Raw genomic sequence first — 20,748 nt, forward strand, 5'->3', positions numbered from 1 at the left:
CCCGCGGGAAGCGTTGTGAGCTTATGTGATGTTGTGTAGATGAAGAAGTGCGTCGCGGCTAAAGCGGCTTGATTTTGAGGATGACCCGCTCAGATTCGATCTGCTCGGGGATGTAGGCGCGATTGAAGTAGCGCCATGCCAGAGTGTCGATGTGAGAGCGAGCTTCGGCCCCGTGAATCTCCTCGACAACGGTGCCGCGCACCTCGGTGTACTCGTAGGGGTTGTCCTTGTTGATAATGAGCACGGCCACACGCGGGTCGCGCTGAACATTTTTGTACTTCGCTCTATGAACTTCTGTGTTGATGAGGATGTGGTCGTCATCGCAATCCACCCACATGACCTGAGCGCACGGTTGGCCATCGGCCTTGAGGGTCGTGAGGGAAGCAAAATGCCCGCCCTGAGCCAGTTCGCGCGTCTTCTCGCTAAGCATTTATGCCTTTCCTTCGTTAAAGCGTGACCCTCGCTTCGCGGGCGACGAAGGGTCGGAGTAGAACTGTTGGGGCCCTGCCAGGAGGGACACAGCCCCAACAGGGTTAGATCGGCTCGGCAACTCGCGTCGCGAGAAGCTCCAGCCGCACAGCTGGGCCGCCGGCAGGCTGATGCCAGCAAGCGGCCGCACGTGAATCGTCAATCATGACGAGCGACGGATCTTCGGTCGAGCAGCGGTCCATGGCGACGGGGCAGCGCGGGTGGAACCGGCAGCCTGTCGGCGGTGCAGCGGGGTCGGGAACTTCACCTTTCGGTGCGATAGGAGCGGTAGCATCCTCTTCGAGGCTGGGAATCGCTCGCACCAGCGCGTCCGTATACGGGTGCAGCCGAGACTCCCACAGCTCATCAGTTGGCGCAGTCTCTACGATCCGGCCGAGATACATCACTGCGACCTTGTCGGCGATGTGGCGTACCACCGAAAGGTCGTGTGAGATGAAGAGCAAGCCCATCCCGCGTTCTTTGACGAGCCCCACGAGGAGGTTCGCGATCTGAGCTTGAGTTGAGGCGTCGAGGGCAGACACGGCCTCATCCGCGACGATCACCGATGGCTGGGGTGCGAGTGCTCGAGCAATGGCGATTCGTTGGCGTTGACCACCGGAGAACTCGTGAGGGAAGCGGTCGGCGATCGCGGCAGAGAGCCCTACTGCTTCGAGCAACTCCACAGCAGCGGCTCGTGCCGATGACTCGGTCGAGACCTCAGTGAGTCCATCGGCGATTTGACGCCAGATGCGGCGTCGAGGGTTCAGCGAAGAGTAGGGATCTTGGAAGACCATTTGCAGTCCGCGATCTGCCTTCGGGCGAGCGCCTCGCCCCACAGGGCTTACCGGAACGTCGTTGAGCGTTACTGAACCGGAGGTCAGTTTTTGCAGACCAACGATGCCGCGACCCAGCGTTGACTTTCCGCACCCTGACTCTCCAACGAGTCCCACAATTTCCCCGGGCCCCACTTCGAGAGAGGCTCCGGCAACTGCACGAACGGGGCGACGGCCGGGGGTCTTGTAATCGACGATGACGTCTCGTACTTCAAGAAGCGACATGCTGATCCTTCCGGGGAGCGAGCGAGATATCAAGAGGGATAGCGCCCTCGGGCAGCGAGCCGAACGGATCTACTGCGCACGCCGCGAAGTGTCCCTTCTCCAGCTCGCGAAGTGCCGGCACATCGGTGCGGCAAGACTCGACGGCGAACGTACACCGCGGGTTGAACGCGCAGCCGTCCGGTCGACGATCAGGCGTTGATGGCTCTCCGGGAATGGGAACGAGCGCTTTTCCGAGCGCGGCGCCCTCGGGGAGGGCCTCGATGAGAGCGCGGGTGTACGGGTGCCTAGTGGCATTGAGCACTTCGCCAATGGCGCCGCTCTCCGCCACGCGACCGCCGTACATGACGTAGAGGCGGTCGGCGATGACGTTCATCACGGCGAGGTCGTGGGTAATGAATACCACGGCCATGCCTGTCTCTCGGCGCAGCCGGTCGAGCAGATCGAGGATGCCGGCTTGCACGGTGACATCGAGCGCCGTGGTGATTTCGTCGGCGATCAGCAGCTTCGGGTCGCACGCTAACGCCATTGCGATAGCGATGCGTTGTCTCATTCCACCTGAGAACCGGTGGGGGAATGCCGTCAGCGCTGACTTAGGGTCAGGGATGCGCACCATCTCGAGCAATTCGGCGGCGCGAGCCCAGGCTGCTTTGCGACCAAGACCCTTGTGCACTCGCAAGTGCTCGGTGAGCTGGGTTCCGATATTGAGCATGGGGTGCAGCGAGGTCATGGGGTCTTGGAACACCATGGCCATTTCAGTACCGCGCACGGACTGCAATTGCTTGGGGGTCATGGAAAGCACATCGACGCCGTTGACGCGCACTTCGCCGGCGCTCGTCGCGCCAGCGGGAAGAAAGCCGAGCGCGGTCATCGCGGTCACGGTCTTGCCGCTACCGCTTTCACCGGCGATGCCGACGATTTCACCGGAATTTACCGTGATGCTCACGCCGTCAACAAGGTTGCGACCACCGCGGATCAGGATGGAAAGGTTGTCGACTTCTAGAAGGCTCATCGGTCATTCCTCACAGTTCACTCGTGGCGACAGAACGCGCCGAGCGGGGGTCGAGGGCATCTCGCATGGCGTCGCCGAGGAAGTTGAATCCCAGAACGACGGTAAAGATCGCAAGCCCGGGGAACAGTGCTACCCAGTAGTTGTAGAAGACCGCAGCGCCGGAGGAGACCATCGAGCCCCACTCAGGCGACGGCGGCACAGCGCCGAGGCCCAAGAATGAAAGCCCCGAAAGGAGGAGGACTGCGTTACCCAGTTCGAGAGATGCAAGCACGAGCACGGGGCCCGCAACGTTGGGCATCACTTCTTTGACGAGTGCTTTGGCGCTCGAATCACCCAGCAGTCGGCTCGCGGCCAAGTAATTCGTTTCGCGAAGGCTCAGCACGAGTGATCGAGTCACACGGGCGTAGGCCGGCCACGAGACGACAACGATTGCGAGCACTGCATTCGTGAGTGATGGGCCGAGCGAAGCAGCAACAGCCATCGCGAGAATGATCGCGGGGAAGGCGAAGAAGAGGTCAACGACGCGCATGAGCGCCGCATCTACGACACCACCAACGTAGCCAGCGATCGCTCCCACCGTTGCGCCAACGATCACCGAGAGGGTGACCAGTAGCACGGCGAGTGGCAAGCTGACGCGAGCTCCGTAGATGACGCGCGAGAGGATGTCTCGGCCTACGACATCGGTGCCAAACGGGTGATCACCCGACGGCGGAAGGTAGCGTTCGAAGTCTTGAGCAAGCGGGTCGTGGGGTGCAACCCACGGCGCGAATATCGCGATGACGGTCCACGAGAGAATGACGACGATGCCGACAACCGCGAGGGGTCTGCGCCATGCGGCGGGAAGCCGCTTGCGTGCGGGTAGCCAGCGACTGCGCTTGATCGGAATACCGTCGGGCGCGAGGGCGGGGTCTGTAGTTGACGTTGTCATGCTCTGCGGATCCTCGGGTCGATGACGCCATATAAGAAGTCGACGATCAGGTTGACGGTGATGTACACGAGGGCGACGAAAAGAGTGACGCCGACGATTGCGGGAAGATCGAGGTTGCTGGCACTTCTAAAGGCGTAGGCGCCGATCCCCGGCCAGCCAAAAATCTGCTCGACAAGCACGGTTCCGGCGAGGAGAGATGCGAATGCAGTTCCCAGCACGGTGATTACAGGCACGAGGGCGCCGCGCAACACGTGACGAAGCACGACAGTGTGCCGGGGCAGGCCCTTAGCCTCGGCGGCACGAACATATTCGTTGCCGAGAACTTCGAGCATCGACGATCGAGTGAAGCGCAGCAGCAGCCCGATCATCGGGGCCGAAAGTACAAGGGCCGGCAGAATCAGGTGAGTGAAGGCGCTCACGAATAGTGGCCAGTTGCCGGCCGCGAGGGCGTCAAAGGTATACATGCCCGTGACCTGAGGTGGTGGAGTCTCGCCCGGATTTAGTCGACCAGAAGAAGGGAAGATGCGGTTGACGGTCGAGAACAAGTAGACCGCGATGAGCGCGAGCCAGAAGATGGGTATCGAGACGCCGCCGAGGCTGACGACGCGAAGCACTTGGTCGACTATGCCGTTCGCGCGGAGCGAGGCGATGATTCCGAAGCCCACGCCCAACACTACTGCGATGAGGGTAGCTGCAATCGCTAGCTCAGCGGATGCGGGGCCGAACTGGGCTAGATCAGACAGAACCGGGTTCTGCGTGCGAATCGACGTACCCAAATCGCCGCGAAAGAGATTGCCTAGGTAGATGAAGAACTGCATGTACAGCGGCTGGTCGAGCCCGTAGCGGCTGCGCACTGCAGCAACAATCTCAGGGTCGGCGGCTGCGCGCTCGCCGAGTCTCGAGGTCGCGGCGTCGCCGGGGAGAAGCGCGGTAAGAATAAAGGAAACGAAAATGATTCCGACGGAGAGAATTGCGGCCGAACCCAGTCGGCTAAGGATGAAGCGAAACAACATGAGGGCCTCCCTCTCGCGTCGCAGAATGCGTCGTGCGGTTAATGGAATGCTGGTTGACGGTTCGTGAAGAACCGTCAACCAGCACGATCCCGATTACTTGCCGATGTAGGTCAGGTCAATTCCGAACACTGCCGAGAATACTGCTCCCTCAATGTCCTTGCCTGCGACTACAGAAGCTGCGGGCTGGAACAGCGGTGCGAAGACCCCCACCTCATTCATAGCCAGCTGGTATTCGCGGAAAATGTCTCCACGCTCTGCTTCTTCAGTTGCAACAGCTGCCTGCTCAGAAAGCTCGACGAGCTCAGGGTGCGAGCCGCCGGTCCAACCGGCGCGGAGACCAACGATGTTGTCAGGTGCAAAGACGAGGTAGTCGGCCGGGTCCGGGTAATCCGGGTTCCAGAGCCACAGACCCATTTCTTCGGTGCCTGCACGGTACGAGTCGAGTGCCGTAGAGATAGGCGCGGGAGCGAGCGTGATCTCGAGTCCTACTTCCTTCAGGTTTGCCTGGATCCGTTCGGCAACAGCACCGAAGCTGATTCCTGCAACGGAGAAGTCGCTCGGGTACTCAAGCGAAATCGGGTCGATGTCACCGAGTTCCTTGACAGCAGCCTTTGCCTTGTCAATGTCGCGCACGGTGACATCTGCTGGCTTGAGTGCACCGAAGAAGACGCTGGGGACGACTCCGGCAACCTGCTCGGAACCTTCGCCTGCAATCTCGAGCAGACCGTCGTAGTCGAGACCGTACTTGACTGCGTCACGGAAAGCCTGAGTCGAGGTGACCTTCGATATCTCCGGGTTTGCGTTAGAGAACAAGAAGAAGATCGTGGGGGAGATCCCACTTTCGATCATGAGATCAGGGTTGGACTCGATTGCGGGAAGCTGGTCTGCTCCGAGGTCGAGAGCGATGTCGATCGTTCCGCTCTGAACATCCATCAACTGGTTCTCAGCGGTGGCGTTCTTGAGGACGATCTTTTCGTACGCTGCAGGCTCTCCCCAGTAGTTGGGGTTTGCGACGATGACAGTCTCTGTCTCCGTGTTGAACGTCTCGATGATGTACGGACCGCTACCGGCTGACGTCGTGTTGAGGAATTCCTCTGCAGTGTCGGTTGTGCTTGCATCAGCGGCATCCGTACCACCGTTGGCCTTGACGACCTCAGAGTTCACGATACCTAGCGTCTGGGCGGTGATAATTGCCGGGATGGCCGTGTTTGGCTTCTCGGACGTGATGACCACGGTGGTCTCATCGGGAGCCGTCACTGACAGGCCCTCCATCAGGAACGAGCCGTTACCCTGAATGTTCTTAACGCGGTCGAAGGAGAAGACCACGTCAGCCGAGGTGAGCGGCGTTCCGTCGGAGAAAACGACGTCGTCGCGAAGCATGAAGGTGTACTCGGTGGCACCGTCGTTCACTTCGTAGCTTTCCGCGATCATCGGGATGGGCGTCGTTGCATCGCCTTTACCAAAAGTCAGCAGGGTGTCGTAAACCGCGCGGCCGAAAATTCCGCCGGTGGTTTCGAAGCTGCGAGCGGGGTCAGCAGTGGCAAGATCAAAAGACTTGCCGACGACCAAGGTGTCTTTTACTGTGTCGGGGCCCGCTGTGTCTGCCGGAGTACAACCGGTAAGCACGAGAGCGCCTGCGATGACAGCGGCGACAAAAGCGCCGCCACGTGAGATTCTCATCAGGGTCATTCCTTTCATTTCCGTTGGTGTTGCAGTGTGTGGTGCAGTCTGTGTTTCTTTGTTACGCCGAGGCGGCCACAAGCACATCTTCGTGGTTGTGGGCTACGCGCCAGCCCTCTGGTGTGCGACGCCAGACACCCGTGTTGCGGATGCGCTCGTCGGGCGTCTCACCGTCGAAGCGAACGACGAGCATGTGGCGAAGTACAGCGACATCGCCCCAGACATCGATGACGTGGCCGAATGCTTCGAGCGAAGCCACGTGTGGTTGATCGTTGCCGGTTGGTCTAGCGGCTCGCACGGCGTTTAGTCCCTCAAGGCCGAATACAAGTGCTTCATGCTCCGAATCCCAAATGGTGCAGTCGGGATGGATGTGGCGGTCGATGCGGGCACGGTCCTGTGTTTCGAATCCGCGATACATCTCGCTCTGCCCATGCCAAATTTCGGCTTTGTCGGTTTCGATTGTCATGCGGTTCCCCTTCGCCAGATGTGCGTCTGCCGCGGTGTGGTTAGTGCCGTTTGATGCAAAACAAGAGGCGTCGGTAAGCCTGAGGTGCTTGATCGAACGTGACTTTCGTCGTGCGAATGTCGGTTCAGATCTAGGGTAAGACTCGGGTCTCGACCTCTTGGATCGAGAGCCTACACGCATGTTGCATAATTGAACAAGTGTTCGTGTTGCGAACAAATCTCGATTTTTGCTTGAGTAACACTGTGGAAATCGGAAGTACATTTGCCCGAAACGACCCTCAGGGCCCTGCGGGCGCGACATCGGCGCATGCTGCCTGCGGTGCCTGAGCCAGCTAAGGAGTGAAACGCTCCGGCGCGAAAGACGAAAGGTCCCGCTCGACGGGAGTGCCTGTGGCGAGGTCTGCCAGAATGCGTCCCATCAGCGGGCCAGCGGTGAATCCCATGTGTGGATAAATCCCGACAAAGACGCCGGGAGCCGCAGCATATTCTCCGATGATGGGAAGCAGGTCTGGCGTCGCATTCCCGATCCCCGCCCAAGTGCGAACAACGTGAGCATTAGCGATCGCCGGGGCGACCTTCATCGCGACGCGGAGATTGTCGCGCAATGAGTCTGGGTTGACCACCCACTCACCCTCAGAGTTGCGTCGCGCGGGCCACCCGCCACCGATCAACAATGCGCCCGTGTGTGCCTGCTTCAGGGTGAGCTTGTCGCCGGCGTAGTAAACAAGGTGCTTCACGAGCGGCTTGACAGGTTCGGTGGCGCTGACTTGCACCGGCTCGCTCGTGACGGGGATGTCGAGGTCAAGCATCCGACCGATTGAATTCAGCCCATCACCAGCGGCAAGCACGATGGAACGCGTGTTGATGATGGTTGCCCCTACTTCAAGGTCGTAGCCGTTGAGCGTGCGGGTGATGCGCGTCACCGGTGCGCCCAATGCAAAGCGAGCACCGTGTTTTTCAGCGGCCCGGGCAAAGGCGGGTGCGGCGAGGAGGGGATTGGCCTTGCCCTCGGTCGGCATATAGGACCCTCCGGGCATGTCGGGCGATACCCACGGGGCGAGTTCTCGCAGCTCCGTCTGGCTGAGCATGCGGGAGCTGTAGCCCGCCTCCTGTTCAATCGCGACCTTGCGCGCGATGTCGTCGAGCTGTCCCTGGGTGGCGCCGATGAGGATGCCGCCGTTGCGAGTGACCTCGAGGTCGACGCCAAGCTCGGCAGAGAGCGCATCCCACAGCTCAAGGGAATCAGTGAGAAAGCGCAGGGCAGGAAGGAAGCTGCGCGCCCAGTCATCGCCGCGTTCCATGAAGGACGGATGCTGGATCATCCCGTGAAGGCTGCCAGCGTTGCGACCTGAGGCCTCGGTGTTGAGATCCTTGCCGTCGACCAGTACGACATCGACGCCGCGCTTGGCCAGTTCGTAGGCGGTTGCAGCGCCCGTAATTCCGCCGCCGATTACGGCGACTTCCGCATTCTGTTTCACTGTGTCTTGTCCCCGATTAACCCGTGAGTTCTGTATCTACTATGCAGCCTTGGTGCTGCGCTCACGGGAACGCAGCACCACGAAGGCGAAGGGGAAGTTATTCCCACGAGCGTTGTTCTTGGTTGTGAATGAGGCGCCATCCCTCGGGCTCGCGCTGCCAGACGCCGGTGTTGCGCAGCAGCTCGTCGGGGGTGTCTCCCTCGAATACGACGGTGGCGTAGTGGCGTAGCACGGCGATGTCGCCCCAGACGTCGGTGACGGGGTCGTGTGCAGTGAGTGAGAGGACCTTGGGCTGGTCGTCGTCGGCTGGGCGTGCTGCGCGAACGGCGTTGAGTCCGTCGAGGCCGATCACCATAGACCAGTTGCCTGAATCCCAGATCGTGCAGTCGGCATGAATGTACTGGTCGGTGCGAGCGCGGTTGCCGGTTTCAAATCCGACGTACATGTCTTGCTGGTTCGCCCAAATCTCTGCGGCATCGGTTTCGTTCGACATTTGTTGTGCCTCTCATTTAGATGGTGTGCAATCATGAATGAGAATAACCGCTATTCGCCCTCTCGTGCGCAAAGCGGATAGATGGCAGAATTGATGTGAACACCACCCACGCTCCAGGAAGGCGCCGCCATGGTCGAACCACTTACCCCGCAAACACATACACTGCTTAGCGACCACAAGGTTCCGCTGGGAATCTTCATCGGGGGCACCTGGGAAGAAACCGGCCGCGAGTTCTCGGTCGTTAACCCGTCAACCGGCAGCGTCATTGCCAGCGTAAGCGACGGTGACGCTTCAGACGCCGTGCGCGCGCTCGACGCGGCGGTTGCCGCGCAAGATAGCTGGCGCACGATGGCGCCTCGTGCGCGTGCCAACCTCTTCCACGCCGCCCACCGTCTGCTCGAATCCCGCGCAGATGCGTTTGCCGACGTCATGACGCTCGAGAGCGGAAAGCCCCGGGCGGAGTCCGTGGGCGAATTCGCTCTATCGATGGGATTCTTCCAGTGGTACGCCGAGCAGATTGCGCACATCCACGGCACCTATTCTTCGTCATCCAACGGTGGATTTCGCGTAATGACCACCAAGCAGCCCGTCGGGCCTGCTTTGCTCATCACCCCATGGAACTTCCCTATGCTCATGAACGCGCGCAAGGGTGGGGCTGCGCTCGCCGCGGGCTGCACCGTGGTGTTCAAGTCGGCAAGCGAGACCCCGCTGACGGCGGCACTGTTTGTGGCGACGTTGGAGGAGGCAGGTTTCCCCGCTGGCGTCGTTAACCTCATCCACACCAGCAATTCGGCATCCATCTCGGCACCGCTGCTTGCTGACCCGCGGCTGCGCAAGGTGAGCTTCACCGGGTCTACAGCCGTGGGAAGCACGTTGCTCGAACAGGCTGCGCGCAATATCGTCAACACGTCGATGGAGCTGGGTGGCGACGGGCCGTTTGTGGTGCTGGATGACGCGGACGTTGATCTTGCTGTGCGTGAAGCGGTCAACTGCAAGTTCCGTAACGCCGGTCAGGCGTGCGTTGCCGCCAATCGAATCATTTTGCACCGCGACATCGCGCAGGAGTTCACGGAGAAGTTCGTGGCTGCGGCCGGCGAACTTGAAGTGGGCGATGGCTTTGACTCGAACGTTGTTGTCGGGCCCCTCATCAACGCTCGTCAGCGCGACCGTACCGGGCGTCTCGTCGAAGACTTCCAAAAAGCCGCGGGAGCAACGCTGCTGCTCGGCGGGAAGGCGATCGATCGCGACGGCTTCTTCTTCGAGCCAACCGTGATGAGTTTCCCCGACAAGAAGCACGACTTCTGCAACGACGAAATCTTCGCGCCCGTCGCTGCGCTCTACACCGTCGACTCTGTTTCTGAGGCGCTGGAATTCGCCAACGATACCCACTATGGGCTGGCGGCGTACCTCTTCACCCGTGACATTTCGCGAGCAGTTGCGTTGTCGGAGCGCCTCGACTTCGGAATGGTCGGCGTCAACCGCGGAATCATGGCGGAGCCTGCAGCCCCGTTCGGTGGAGTGAAGTCGTCGGGACTCGGCCGTGAGGGCGGGCATGAGGGTCTCGAGGACTTCTTGGAGACGAAGTACATCGCTCTTACGGTCGACGAGTCGAGCTTCGAGTAACAAGTACGCTTCGCGATGCAACAGTCAAGGGCCGAGATAATCTCTCGGCCCTTGACTCATAGCGGATCTTGTTGTTAGCGCTTAATGTCTCGTGAAATCTGTTGAGTCACTTCGAGCAAGCGGGGCAAGAACTTTGACTCGAGTTCTTTCATCGAGGCGCGGGAGGCGGGCACGGAGATGTTGACTGCCGCCCACATCTTTCCGGCGGCGTCATAAACCGGGGCCGCGACGGCGCGAACCCCGTGCTCGAATTCCTCGTCGTTGATGGTCCAACCCTGCTCGCCCGCTGTTGCGATGAGGGCTCGGAGTTCGCCTTCGTCGGTGATGGTCTTGTTTGTCAGCGCAGGGCGGGGATAGGTCGCGAAGAAGTCATCGAGCTCCGCTGGGGAGAGGGACGACAGCATGAGCCGTCCGGTCGACGTGGCGAAAGCAGGGAGTCGGCGGCCAACACCGATGTTGACTGTCATGATCCGGTCGGCAGCGGACCGCGCGACATAGACAATTTCGCCACGATCGTAAGCGCACGCCGAACAAGATTCATTGAGTTCCTTGCTGAGTTCCTCAAGGTAGTGCTGTGTCACTTCGATCGCGGTGGAGGAGGAGAGGTAGGCGTAGCCGAGTTCGAGAACCCGGGGCCGAAGGTAATATCGCTTGTCATCGACGCCCAGGTAGCCCAGTGACTCCAAAGTGAGGAGGAAGCGGCGGGTCGCTGCACGGCTCTGATTGGTCGCACGCGCGACGTCGGCCATGGATAGACGATCATGTCGATCGCTGAACGCTCGAATAACGCGGAGTCCGCGATCGAGAGACTGGACGAAATCGGCCGCGCCATTCGCTGGGAGTTCTGGATCGCTCACTAATTTTCCCTACCTGAATCTTGATCGTCAAGAAAACTAGCATATAGCGCGCAGACCTCATTTGTGTTCGCTATACGGACAGATCGACCGCATAGTGAAATACTTCGTGCCAATTCTCGACGAGCAGAGTCCAACTCCCGTATGCTGTAAATGTTCATTACACGCACACTCGTGCGCAGAGAGGAAATTGTGGTCGCCGAATTCCGAGGTAGTTATACCGTCGCCGTAACCCCATTCACCGCCGACGGCTCGTCAATCGACGTACCAGCGCTCAAGCGATTCCTTGACTGGCAGCTCGACGAGAAAGTCCCCGGCATCATCATGCTCGGTACGACCGGCGAGTTCGTCGCGATCACCGATGACGAGCGTCAGCAGGTTGTCGAAGAGACCGTCAAGCACATCAACGGACGTATTCCTGTTGTTGTCGGCTCGATGGCCGCGAGCACCAAGGAAGCGGTCCGACGTAGCGCACAAGCAGAAGAGTTGGGCGCAGACGGACTCATGATTCTTCCCCCCTTCTACTACACGCCAACGGATGACGAGATCTTCCGCCACTACAAGGCGATCAGTGAAGCCGTGCAGATCCCGATCATGTTGTACAACAACCCGGTCACATCAAACGTCGACATGAGTGCCAAACTGGTCGCTCGACTCGCTCGCGCTTTTGAGAACGTGCGCTACATCAAGGAATCGAGCCAAGAGCTCGGTCGCGTGCGTGATGTGCTCGAAGCCAGCGACGGCCTCATCAACGTCTTTGCGGGAGAGCGCGTTGTCGACTCCTATCTTTTGGGCGCGGTCGGCTACGTCAACCCCTACGGAAACTACATCCCCCGGGCATCCGCTGGCTTCGTTCAGCTTGCCGCCGACGGTCGCTTCGAAGAGGCTCGCACGATTCAGCGACTCATCGATGAACTCGACGAGATTATCGCCGAGGGTCACCCCACTTACGGTCACCAGTGCTACTCGAAGGAGTTGGCGGCTCGCGCAGGCTACCCCGTCGGCACTGTTCGCCCGCCCCTCACTACCTTCGCGCAACTGGGCGACGAGGGCGAAGAGCGCGTGAGCCGCATCCTCCCCATCATGGAACGGATCTCGCAGCAGTCCACTCGTCTGGGCCTGTGATTCGAGCGTGAATACCAGCCTCGAACACGACAGCGAAGCGCCGACCATAGCGCTCATCGGTGTCGGCACAATCGGCATCGGTTGGGCCGTAGTGTTCGCAACGAGTGGCTGCCGTGTTCGCGTGTATGACTATGAGATCGCGATGCTTGATCGCGTTATCCCTGCTGTGGAGTTCCGCCTCAACAAGCTTGCTGAGGCGGGACTCATCAGCGAATCTCCCGCAACGGTTCTCGAACGCATCGTCATTGCTAAATCCCGTGAGGATGTCATCGTAGGTGCCGTGCACGTCCAGGAGAGCGTCACAGAATCTGTCGAGGTCAAGAGGGATCTCTTTGCCTGGCTCGATGATGCGACTGATCCCGGGGTCACGCTGGCAAGCTCGACGTCGACGATTCCGTCGTCACAGTTCACAGCGGAACTTGCCGGGCGCGATCGTTGTCTCGTCGTGCATCCGGCAAATCCTCCCTATCTCTTACGCGTGGCCGAGGTTGTTCCCTCCGTGTATACGAGCGATGCGACCGTTGCGACGACGTGTGCCCTCTTGAGTTCAGTGCGGATGTCGCCGGTCGTCGTGAAGAACGAGATCGAAGGTTTTGTCTTCAACCGCCTTCAGGGGGCGTTGTTGCGGGAGGCTTACTTTCTTGTGGGCGAAGGAGTCGTCACTCCCCGCGATGTCGACACGCTTGTGCGTGAAGGGCTCGGTCGGCGTTGGTCAATTACTGGGCCGTTTGCGACCTCAGAGCTCAACACTCGCGGAGGCACGGCGCAGCATGCCGAAGTGATCGGTGCCGTGTACGCCCGTATCGGAAGCGCCCGCGGAGCCGGCGACCCGTGGATTCCACAGACAATTGCGTACGTGATGGACGAAATGAATGAGCTGCTTCCCGGCGATGATTGGGAAGAGAATGTACTGCGTCGCGAGCTAGCCATGATCAAGCTCGAAGGCCTGCGCCACCAGGGCGATGTGCCGAACGTGATTCTCGAAAAGTAGCCGCTCATCGCCGTGACGGCGAGGCCGAGGGCGCTGCGTTGGCGCTACGAAGCGGGGTTCGTCTTGAGGATGCGAGAGAGGAACTGCTGGGTGCGTTCCTCCTTGGGATGGCTGAGAACGTCCGCTGGCACACCCATCTCGATAATCGTCCCACCGTCCATGAAGACGACTCGGTCTGCCACATCGTGGGCAAAGTCGATCTCGTGAGTTACGACCATCATCGTGAGGCCTTCGGTCGCAAGCCGCCGCATGATCGAAAGAACCTCTCCGACGGTCTCAGGGTCGAGCGCAGAGGTCGGCTCATCGAAAAGCATCACCTTCGGGCGCATGGCCAAGGCGCGAGCAATCGCCGCGCGCTGTTGTTGGCCACCGGAAAGTTGTCTGGGGTACGTGTTTTCTTTGCCTTCGAGCCGCACCCATTCCAGTAATTGCATGGCGTGTTTTTCGGCTTCGACCCTGCTCGTGCCGAGTACCTGCATGGGTGCCTCGATGATGTTCTCCAGCACGGTCATGTGACCAAAGAGGTTGAAGCTCTGAAACACCATGCCGATGTCGACGCGTTGGCTCGCAAGCTCAGCGGGGGAGAGCTCGACGAGGTGGCCACGCGATTCGCGAACACCGACGGGGTCGCCCTCGAGACGCACGACCCCACCGTCAGGCGTCTCGAGGTGGTTCACGCAGCGCAGCAGTGTGCTCTTGCCTGAGCCCGAGGGGCCGATGATGCAGACGACTTCGCCGGGAAAAACGTCGAGGTCAACTTCACGCAGCACCTGAAGCTTGCCGTAGTGCTTGGAAAGACGCTGAATTTCAATGATGGGTTCGGTGTCAGTGTTCATCAGCGCACGGTCTCCTGGGTAGCAAATTCTTGACGGGCAGAGGGGCCAAACAGCTTCTTGAACTTGGTGAGGTAGGTGTCGGGCACGTTGCGGTTGGCGCCCTTGGCGTAGTGCTTCTCGATGTAATGCTGGCCGATCGAAAGAACGGTCGTGAGGAACAGGTACCAAATGCAGGCCACGACGAGCAGTGGGATGGTTTCGAAGGTTCGGGCGTAGATGACCTGCACGGTATAGAGCAGCTCGCTGATGGCGACGATGCTGACGAGGCTGGTTCCTTTGAGCATCGAGATGACTTGGTTGCCTGTCGGTGGCACAATCACGCGCATTGCTTGGGGTAGCACGATTCGGTTCATGGCGCGTCGGCGGGACATGCCTAGCGCCGCGGCTGCTTCGCTCTGACCATGATCTACCGACTGAATTCCCGCACGGAAAATCTCCGACATGTATGCGCCTTCGTTGAGCCCGAGGCCGAGCATCGCGGCAACCATCGCCGTGACGACGGAGTTGGTATCGAATTCGAGGAACTGGGGGCCGAAGGGGATGCCGAAGGTCAGCTGGGGGAGGAAGCTCGCGAGGTTGTACCAGAACAGCAACTGCACGAGCAGTGGTGTGCCGCGGAAGAGCCAGATGTAGCCGTCGGCCGTCACGTTCAGCAGCAGGCTGTTGGAGATCTTCATGAGCGCGAGCAGCAGGCCGATGATGCAACCGAGCACCATCGCAACGAATGTGAGGAAGAGGGTGAGGCCAACTCCGCTGAGAACTTTCTCGCTAAAGAGATAGGACCAGACGACATCCCACCGCATGGCATCGGCCGTGAGGAATTTCGAAATGATCTCGAGAATCACGAGCACGACGAAGATGCGCAGTGCCCAGCCGCCGATGGTGGAGAGCGTGGAACGCCCGTTGCGAGCGGCCTTGACTTTCTTGCCAGACGGGAGGATGCCCAGTTGGAGCTGAGTGGTGAGGGGTCCCCGCTCGGGTTCCTTCTCTACGGTCTCTTTCGTTCCCATGGGGCGTCCCGTCTTATCGATTCTCGGTCGCACGTGACGTAGTGACCGGCAATTTATCCATCATAGGCGTTGTGCGCTCAGTGACCAAGTGTTCGAAATCTTTACACAATCGTGGCCTGACGTGCGTCGATAGTTATTGACAGCCCCGCGCGCGTGGTGAACACTTGCACGCTAAGCGAACAATATTTGTTAGAGCGAAGGAGCCCCACAGTTATGAAGAAGCTCACCCCCCACGCGCACCGCCGCATTGTGGCTGTCGCCGCATCCGCCGCGCTCGCGGTTTCCCTCGTCGCCTGCTCGAGCGATTCTGGATCTGATGCGGATGCCGGAAACAGTGCCGACGGAACCGAAGTCGCCGGCGTGATGATTAAGAAGGACGCGGAACTCGCCGCTCTTCTCCCTGATGCCGTAGCGGAATCCGGCAAGTTGACGGCTATCCAATACGACAACGCTCCCGCAGACACCTTCCTCGACGAGAACGACGAACTCGCCGGCTGGGGCCCCGACCTTGCTCGTGCCACTGCTGCGGTGCTCGGCCTTGAGTACGACGCTGAGGTCTCGGGCGCGTTCGACACATTCATTCCAGGCATTGAGAACGGTCGCTATGACACCTCCTGGGCATCAATTATCGTGACCGAGGAACGTCTCGCGGTCGTCGACATCGTTGCCGTGCACGAGAGCACGACTGGCGTCATTACGCGAGAAGGCTCTGGCCTCAGCATTGGCGCCCCGGATGACCTTTGTGGCCTCCGCGTTGGCGCACTCGCGGGCTCCGCGTTCCTTATCCAGCTCGATGAGATCATCGCGACGTGTGAAAGCGCTGGCGCCGATGCGCCGTCCGTGGACTCGTTCCCGCAGCAGGGTGCGGCCTTGCTCGCGGTGTCCTCGGATCGAATCGACGCATTCATGACGGCGAAAGGCCAGCTTTCTTGGTTGCTCCGGGATGGTGGAAGCGCTGAAGGATTCGAGATTCAAGCGCTCGATTACCAGCCCAACCTTGAAGGTGTTGCGGTAAGCAAGAAGTCAGGCATGACCGAAGCAATCACTGCCGCTGTCAACAAGCTGATTGAAGACGGCTCATACGAAAAAATTCTCGGCTACTGGGATATCGACTTTGGCCTTGTTGATGAGGCTGTAGCAAACCCTGCGCCATAAGCACTACCACTACGTGAGGCCCCCGTGCCGCGACAGTTGTCGTAGCGCGGGGGCCTTTGTCGTTGAGCCTGCCGGAAAGCGAGCGACTAGCCTCGCGCTGCCGCCCCGTACTGATTTGGCCAGCGAGGCTCGGCTCGCAACTTTTCCGCAGCGATGTTTACCCAGTGCGGCTCTCGCAACACTGCGCGGCCCAACATGACTGCGTCTGCCTGACCGGAGCGGATAATTGTCTCAGCCTGGGCCGCGTCGGTGATTAGTCCGACCGCGGAGGTGGCCAGGCCGGACTCCGCTCTAACTTGGGCCGCGAAAGGCACTTGGTAGCCGGAACCGATGGGGATCGACGTGCGCACGATGCCGCCAGTCGAGCAGTCGATGAGGTCAACGCCAAGGTCCTTCAGCACGACGGAGAGCCGTACAGTGTCCTCGATAGACCAGCCACCCTCAGCCCAATCGGTCGCCGAGACGCGCACGAACAGGGGTCGACCAGCTGTCCACACTTCGCGCACCGCAGCCACCACTTCGCGGAGCATTCGCGTGCGACCGTCGAAATCGCCTCCGTAGCCATCTGTGCGCTGGTTTGAGAGCGGCGAGAGAAACTGGTTGAGCAGATAGCCGTGGGCCGCATGGAGTTCGATGACGTCGAATCCGCACTGGATAGCGCGCCGAGCTGCTGCAACGAAGTCGCTGATGATGCGCTCGATCTCTATGACCGTGAGCTCTTGGGGTTCAGGAAGCCCGGCGAACGGGATCGGTGAGGGAGCAACGGTCGACCATCCGCCATCAGCGGGATCGATGTAGCCCGTGCCCGACCATGGCGTTGAGGTGGATGCCTTGCGGCCGGAGTGCACGAGCTGCACTCCGATGTGGGTTCCCTGTTCGTGAACGAAATTGACGATGGGTTTCCAGCCGGCGGCTTGCTCATCGTTCCAGAGACCGGTGTCTTGGGGGGAGAGTCGGCCTTCGGGGCTGACTGAAGTCGCCTCGGTCAGGATGAGGCCAGTTCCGCCCATCGCAAATTGGCCGAGATGCACAAGGTGCCAGTTGAGTGGCACTCCATCCGAGCCTGCGGAGTACTGGCACATGGGCGAGACCCACGCGCGGTTGGCGAAGGTGACATCGCCGATGGTGAGGGGGCTGAAAAGGTGCGACGCGCTCATCGAACGTAGCTCGCGCCGTTGACGTCGAGGGTGGCTCCAGTGAGGTGACGCAAGCGTCCCTCACACAGCATGCCCACCAGCGTCGCGATGTCTGTGGGGGGAACCCATTCCTTCATGGCGAGGCTCTCGGTGATGCGGTCGACCCCGCCGGAGCTCAATGCCGCGGTCTGGCTCATCTCGGTCTGAACAACGCCCGGAGCAATGAGGTACGCGAGCACGTTGTCTGCGGCGTAGGCGCGAGCGACAGTCTTGAGCATGGCCGCGTAGGCCGCTTTCGATGCCGAGTAGCCGACGAGGCGCGAACTGGATGCTCCGCGCTGGGCGGCCCAGCTGGAGATGCCGACGATGACGCCGCCGCCATTCTCTAGGTGGTGTTGCGTCGCAAGACGAGTGAGGTCGGATGGTGCGCGAGTGTTGACCTGAAGAGCGAGGTCCCACGCGGCGTTCCACTCTGCTTCCGGGGCGTCGAAGTCAACTTCGGGCATGACGGCGGCGTTGCACACGACAGCGTCTACTCGGCCGTGCCAGTCGACAGCGGTCTTCCAGAGTTGGGCTGCTGCTGCGGGGTCAGAGAAGTCTGCAGACACCAGAAGCCTTTCGGAAGCGGCTGCTGTTGCCTCTTCTGCACCGGCAGCAGAGGTGTTGTACTGGGCGATGACGTGCGCACCGCGCTCGCTCAGTTCGCGAGCAATGCTGGCCCCGATGCCGCGCGAGGCGCCCGTCACGAGAATATTCTTGCCTGAGAGATAATCCATGGTTTCCTCCGCGGAAGCTTTAATCGTCAACTATCGCGATTCCGTCGTTGATTTGGTAGGTTCATATTACGAACTTAAGTTCTTAGAACGCACTTTATTGCTTTCGAGCATAGCAAACCCTAGGGAGTCACCCCATGTCGCACCAGTCCTCGGCTTCCCTCCAGGAGATGGATCGTCACAACCTGTTTCACCCGTTCACGGCGCTGAAGACATTTAATGAGACAGGCCCTTCGTTGACCATCGTGAGCGGTTCAGGATCAACGCTGACGGACTCCAACGGCGGAACCTACCTCGATGCAATGGCGGGGTTGTGGTGCGTCAATATCGGCTACTCTCGCCCCGAGATGGCGGAAGCCCTCGCGCACCAAGCGAATACGCTGCCGTACTATCACGCGTTCTCCGGCATGGGCACTGATCTTCCCGCCCGCCTTGCGAAGCGTCTCACCGATATGGCACCGGTTCCGGTGTCTCGCGTCTTCTTTGGCAACAGTGGTTCTGACGCCAACGACACTCAAGCCAAGCTGGTCTGGTACTACAACAACGTGCGCGGGCTGCCGCAAAAGAAGAAGATCATCTCCCGCACCCGCGGCTACCACGGCGTGACTGTACTGAGCGCGGGATTGACCGGGCTCACGAACCTGCACGATGGCTTCGACCTGCCACTGCCGATGATTCGCCACGTGCGCCCGCCGCACCGTCTGTGGGAAGCAGAACCCGGCATGACTGATGCCGATTTCGTCGCCGTTCTTGCCCGTGAACTCGAAGAGCTCATTCTCGCCGAGGGCCCCGATACTGTCGCCGCCTTCATCGCCGAGCCCATGCAGGCTGCCGGCGGAGTCATCATCCCTCCCGCTGGATACTTCGAAGCGATCCAGGCAGTGCTGAACAAGTACGACGTCCTTCTGATCGCTGATGAGGTTGTCTGTGGCTTCGGGCGACTCGGCGTCGACTTCGGAACGACCGCCTTCGGCATGAAGCCTGACCTCATCACCGTGGCCAAGGGCATCACCTCGGCCTACGTTCCCCTCTCGGCGTGCCTCGTGACCCCGAAGGTGTGGGATGTCGTGATGGCCGGGCAGGACCTCTACGGAGGATTCGGCCACGGCTACACCTACTCGGCGCATCCGCTTGCCGCAGCTGCAGCACTGACGAACCTCGACATCATCGAGAACGACAACCTCACGGAACGCGCCGCTACCGTCGGCGCGCACATGCACCGTCGATTGCAAGAAGAATTCGCCGGGCATCCGAACGTCGGCGAAATCCGCGGTCAGGGTCTCGTGGGCGCTGTCGAGTTCGTTCAGAGCACGGCACCCATGAAGGCCTTTGACCCCGCGATGGGATTCGCCGCGAAGGTAACCAAGCGCAGCCTCGCGCACGGCGTTGTGACTCGTGCCCTTCCGGCCGCAGACACCATTTCGTTCTCCCCGCCGTTCACCACCACAGAAGAAGAAATCGACGCCATGGTGGCAGGAACGCGACGGGCTCTCGACGACGTAGTGAAAGAAGAAGGACTGATTGGCTAAAGCCCTTTCCACGGTTGTTCGGGTTGGCGTTATCGTCAACCCGATCGCCGGTATGGGTGGAGCGGTCGCACTTCACGGAACCGATGGCGATGCTTCTGAACAGGCACGCGCTCTCGGAGCTTTGCCCGGAGCCGAGGAGCGGATGCAACGTGCACTCGCTGTGCTGCGTCGCGAGCATCCGGCAGCAATCGACATCGTGGCGGCGGCCGGTGCAATGGGCGAGAACAGTGTGCGCGCCAGCGGACTGACAGTGGCACGCACGGTGGGAGTCGCGAGCGAAAGAACGTCGGCTGCTGATACTCACGCTGCGGCAATCGCGATGCGAGACGCCAACGTCGATCTGCTTCTCTTCGCTGGCGGAGATGGAACAGCGGCCGACATCGTCGCTGAGCTTGGAACCGCGATCACCGTGCTCGGCACCCCCAGCGGAGTAAAGATGCACTCGGGAGTCTTCGCTCACACGCCCGAGCGCGCGGGCGAAATTGCCGCCGAATACCTTTCGGCGGGCGAGCGTCGGCTCTCTCACGAGACCGAAGTTCTGGATGTCATCCCCGGTGATCAGGACGTCAGCGACATCGCGGTGGCGCGAGTGCCGCACGCGACCGCCGGAGTGCAGGGCCCCAAGGTGGCCCGCGCTGACAGCACGAATGCTGATATCCCGGCTCTCGGTGCTCAAATCGCGGCCAGTATGACGGCAGGCACGAGCTACATTCTCGGCCCGGGAACGACCGTCGGCAGCATCCTTGTTGCGCTGGGACTCGAGGGCACTCGCAACGGTTTTGACATCGTCGCTGATGGAGCAGTTGTTGTTGCCGATGCTTCGGAGAACGCGCTGTGGGAGCATGTTTCCACGCATCCTGGCAGCGTATTGATTCTTGGGGTTGTCGGTGGTCAAGGGTTCTTGCTTGGCCGTGGCAATCAGCAAATCAGTCCCCGAGTTCTGGCTCTTATTGACGACGACAACATTGTGATCGTCGCAGCGCAAAACAAGATCGATGCGTTGCAACCCCCTGTACTTCACGTCGACCTCGGTCGGGCTGAGCCGCACCTTGCACTGCAGGGTCATCGCCGAGTCCGCACGTCGCCGACACGCAGCACTGTCCTAAGAATCACCAACTAGTTCC

Annotated in this window: 20 protein-coding genes; 6 read left to right on the forward strand and 14 right to left on the reverse strand. The window is 60.4% G+C overall.

Features of this window, described 5'->3' with window-relative positions; all coding sequences use genetic code 11:
• Window positions 1-58: 58 nt before the first annotated feature.
• The 9 genes from AC061P_RS00505 to AC061P_RS00545 all read right to left on the reverse strand — a co-directional run bounded on the left by AC061P_RS00505 (window position 59) and on the right by AC061P_RS00545 (window position 8,592).
• A complete protein-coding gene (locus AC061P_RS00505; RefSeq protein WP_480391546.1) occupies window positions 59-430 on the reverse strand; it encodes a PPOX class F420-dependent oxidoreductase in 372 nt (123 codons plus the stop codon).
• Between the two features lie 103 nt (window positions 431-533).
• A complete protein-coding gene (locus AC061P_RS00510) occupies window positions 534-1,526 on the reverse strand; it encodes an ABC transporter ATP-binding protein (protein ID WP_449647963.1) in 993 nt (330 codons plus the stop codon).
• Window positions 1,513-2,535 (reverse strand): ABC transporter ATP-binding protein, encoded by a 1,023-nt coding sequence (locus tag AC061P_RS00515; RefSeq protein ID WP_449647964.1) that lies wholly within the window; start codon window positions 2,533-2,535, stop codon window positions 1,513-1,515. Before AC061P_RS00515 ends, AC061P_RS00510 begins: the two co-directional genes overlap by 14 nt.
• A gap of 10 nt (window positions 2,536-2,545) precedes the next feature.
• Window positions 2,546-3,463: an ABC transporter permease gene (locus tag AC061P_RS00520; protein ID WP_480391547.1), complete on the reverse strand. Its 918-nt coding sequence runs from the start codon at window positions 3,461-3,463 to the stop codon at window positions 2,546-2,548.
• Window positions 3,460-4,476, reverse strand: a complete 1,017-nt coding sequence (locus AC061P_RS00525; RefSeq protein WP_449647966.1) for an ABC transporter permease — start codon at window positions 4,474-4,476, stop codon at window positions 3,460-3,462. The genes AC061P_RS00520 and AC061P_RS00525 overlap by 4 nt, the downstream gene beginning before the upstream one ends.
• A gap of 93 nt (window positions 4,477-4,569) precedes the next feature.
• Window positions 4,570-6,156 (reverse strand): ABC transporter substrate-binding protein, encoded by a 1,587-nt coding sequence (locus AC061P_RS00530; protein WP_449647967.1) that lies wholly within the window; start codon window positions 6,154-6,156, stop codon window positions 4,570-4,572.
• Window positions 6,157-6,217: 61 nt separating this feature from the next.
• Entirely contained in the window at window positions 6,218-6,622 is a 405-nt protein-coding gene (locus AC061P_RS00535; protein ID WP_449647968.1) for a DUF4440 domain-containing protein, read from the reverse strand.
• Between the two features lie 331 nt (window positions 6,623-6,953).
• Entirely contained in the window at window positions 6,954-8,099 is a 1,146-nt protein-coding gene (locus tag AC061P_RS00540) for an NAD(P)/FAD-dependent oxidoreductase (RefSeq protein ID WP_480391548.1), read from the reverse strand.
• 97 nt (window positions 8,100-8,196) lie between these two features.
• Window positions 8,197-8,592, reverse strand: coding sequence for a nuclear transport factor 2 family protein (locus AC061P_RS00545; RefSeq protein WP_449647970.1), 396 nt, complete (start codon window positions 8,590-8,592; stop codon window positions 8,197-8,199).
• Between the two features lie 129 nt (window positions 8,593-8,721).
• Here AC061P_RS00545 and AC061P_RS00550 point away from each other — a divergent pair, with 129 nt between their 5' ends.
• Entirely contained in the window at window positions 8,722-10,215 is a 1,494-nt protein-coding gene (locus AC061P_RS00550) for an NAD-dependent succinate-semialdehyde dehydrogenase (RefSeq protein ID WP_449647971.1), read from the forward strand.
• A gap of 74 nt (window positions 10,216-10,289) precedes the next feature.
• Here AC061P_RS00550 and AC061P_RS00555 read toward each other — a convergent pair whose 3' ends face one another.
• On the reverse strand, window positions 10,290-11,000 hold the full coding sequence (locus tag AC061P_RS00555) for an IclR family transcriptional regulator domain-containing protein (protein WP_480392186.1): 711 nt from the start codon (window positions 10,998-11,000) through the stop codon (window positions 10,290-10,292).
• 222 nt (window positions 11,001-11,222) lie between these two features.
• On the opposite strand from AC061P_RS00555, the gene AC061P_RS00560 reads away from it, so the two are divergent.
• Window positions 11,223-12,194, forward strand: a complete 972-nt coding sequence (locus AC061P_RS00560; protein WP_480391549.1) for a dihydrodipicolinate synthase family protein — start codon at window positions 11,223-11,225, stop codon at window positions 12,192-12,194.
• A gap of 7 nt (window positions 12,195-12,201) precedes the next feature.
• Entirely contained in the window at window positions 12,202-13,185 is a 984-nt protein-coding gene (locus AC061P_RS00565; protein WP_480391550.1) for a 3-hydroxyacyl-CoA dehydrogenase, read from the forward strand.
• 44 nt (window positions 13,186-13,229) lie between these two features.
• On the opposite strand, the gene AC061P_RS00570 is transcribed toward AC061P_RS00565, so the two are convergent.
• On the reverse strand, window positions 13,230-14,021 hold the full coding sequence (locus tag AC061P_RS00570; protein WP_449647975.1) for an amino acid ABC transporter ATP-binding protein: 792 nt from the start codon (window positions 14,019-14,021) through the stop codon (window positions 13,230-13,232).
• Window positions 14,021-15,031, reverse strand: coding sequence for an amino acid ABC transporter permease (locus AC061P_RS00575; RefSeq protein WP_480391551.1), 1,011 nt, complete (start codon window positions 15,029-15,031; stop codon window positions 14,021-14,023). The genes AC061P_RS00570 and AC061P_RS00575 overlap by 1 nt, the downstream gene beginning before the upstream one ends.
• Window positions 15,032-15,244: 213 nt before the next feature.
• On the opposite strand from AC061P_RS00575, the gene AC061P_RS00580 reads away from it, so the two are divergent.
• Window positions 15,245-16,186, forward strand: a complete 942-nt coding sequence (locus tag AC061P_RS00580; RefSeq protein ID WP_449647977.1) for a transporter substrate-binding domain-containing protein — start codon at window positions 15,245-15,247, stop codon at window positions 16,184-16,186.
• A gap of 86 nt (window positions 16,187-16,272) precedes the next feature.
• On the opposite strand, the gene AC061P_RS00585 is transcribed toward AC061P_RS00580, so the two are convergent.
• Window positions 16,273-17,343, reverse strand: a complete 1,071-nt coding sequence (locus AC061P_RS00585) for an NADH:flavin oxidoreductase/NADH oxidase (RefSeq protein WP_480391552.1) — start codon at window positions 17,341-17,343, stop codon at window positions 16,273-16,275.
• The gene (locus AC061P_RS00590) at window positions 17,340-18,098 is read right to left on the reverse strand and encodes an SDR family NAD(P)-dependent oxidoreductase (RefSeq protein WP_449647979.1); all 759 of its coding nucleotides are present in this window, start codon (window positions 18,096-18,098) and stop codon (window positions 17,340-17,342) included. The genes AC061P_RS00585 and AC061P_RS00590 overlap by 4 nt, the downstream gene beginning before the upstream one ends.
• A 134-nt stretch (window positions 18,099-18,232) precedes the next feature.
• Here AC061P_RS00590 and AC061P_RS00595 point away from each other — a divergent pair, with 134 nt between their 5' ends.
• Window positions 18,233-19,624 carry an aminotransferase gene (locus AC061P_RS00595; protein ID WP_449647980.1) on the forward strand — a complete coding sequence of 464 codons (1,392 nt, stop codon included), beginning with the start codon at window positions 18,233-18,235 and terminating at the stop codon, window positions 19,622-19,624.
• Window positions 19,617-20,744, forward strand: coding sequence for an ATP-NAD kinase family protein (locus tag AC061P_RS00600; protein ID WP_480391553.1), 1,128 nt, complete (start codon window positions 19,617-19,619; stop codon window positions 20,742-20,744). Before AC061P_RS00595 ends, AC061P_RS00600 begins: the two co-directional genes overlap by 8 nt.
• The last annotated feature ends 4 nt before the right edge of the window (window positions 20,745-20,748 follow it).

This window comes from Rhodoglobus sp. G.S.4 (assembly GCF_056619605.1).

Coding starts and splice junctions, on each gene's coding strand:
- AC061P_RS00505 (WP_480391546.1), bottom strand. CDS start 430: ATGCTTAGCGAGAAGACGCGCGAACTGGCTCAGGGCGGGCATTTTGCT.
- AC061P_RS00510 (WP_449647963.1), bottom strand. CDS start 1,526: ATGTCGCTTCTTGAAGTACGAGACGTCATCGTCGATTACAAGACCCCC.
- AC061P_RS00515 (WP_449647964.1), bottom strand. CDS start 2,535: ATGAGCCTTCTAGAAGTCGACAACCTTTCCATCCTGATCCGCGGTGGT.
- AC061P_RS00520 (WP_480391547.1), bottom strand. CDS start 3,463: ATGACAACGTCAACTACAGACCCCGCCCTCGCGCCCGACGGTATTCCG.
- AC061P_RS00525 (WP_449647966.1), bottom strand. CDS start 4,476: ATGTTGTTTCGCTTCATCCTTAGCCGACTGGGTTCGGCCGCAATTCTC.
- AC061P_RS00530 (WP_449647967.1), bottom strand. CDS start 6,156: ATGAGAATCTCACGTGGCGGCGCTTTTGTCGCCGCTGTCATCGCAGGC.
- AC061P_RS00535 (WP_449647968.1), bottom strand. CDS start 6,622: ATGACAATCGAAACCGACAAAGCCGAAATTTGGCATGGGCAGAGCGAG.
- AC061P_RS00545 (WP_449647970.1), bottom strand. CDS start 8,592: ATGTCGAACGAAACCGATGCCGCAGAGATTTGGGCGAACCAGCAAGAC.
- AC061P_RS00550 (WP_449647971.1), top strand. CDS start 8,722: ATGGTCGAACCACTTACCCCGCAAACACATACACTGCTTAGCGACCAC.
- AC061P_RS00560 (WP_480391549.1), top strand. CDS start 11,223: ATGTTCATTACACGCACACTCGTGCGCAGAGAGGAAATTGTGGTCGCC.
- AC061P_RS00570 (WP_449647975.1), bottom strand. CDS start 14,021: ATGAACACTGACACCGAACCCATCATTGAAATTCAGCGTCTTTCCAAG.
- AC061P_RS00575 (WP_480391551.1), bottom strand. CDS start 15,031: ATGGGAACGAAAGAGACCGTAGAGAAGGAACCCGAGCGGGGACCCCTC.
- AC061P_RS00580 (WP_449647977.1), top strand. CDS start 15,245: ATGAAGAAGCTCACCCCCCACGCGCACCGCCGCATTGTGGCTGTCGCC.
- AC061P_RS00585 (WP_480391552.1), bottom strand. CDS start 17,343: ATGAGCGCGTCGCACCTTTTCAGCCCCCTCACCATCGGCGATGTCACC.
- AC061P_RS00590 (WP_449647979.1), bottom strand. CDS start 18,098: ATGGATTATCTCTCAGGCAAGAATATTCTCGTGACGGGCGCCTCGCGC.
- AC061P_RS00595 (WP_449647980.1), top strand. CDS start 18,233: ATGTCGCACCAGTCCTCGGCTTCCCTCCAGGAGATGGATCGTCACAAC.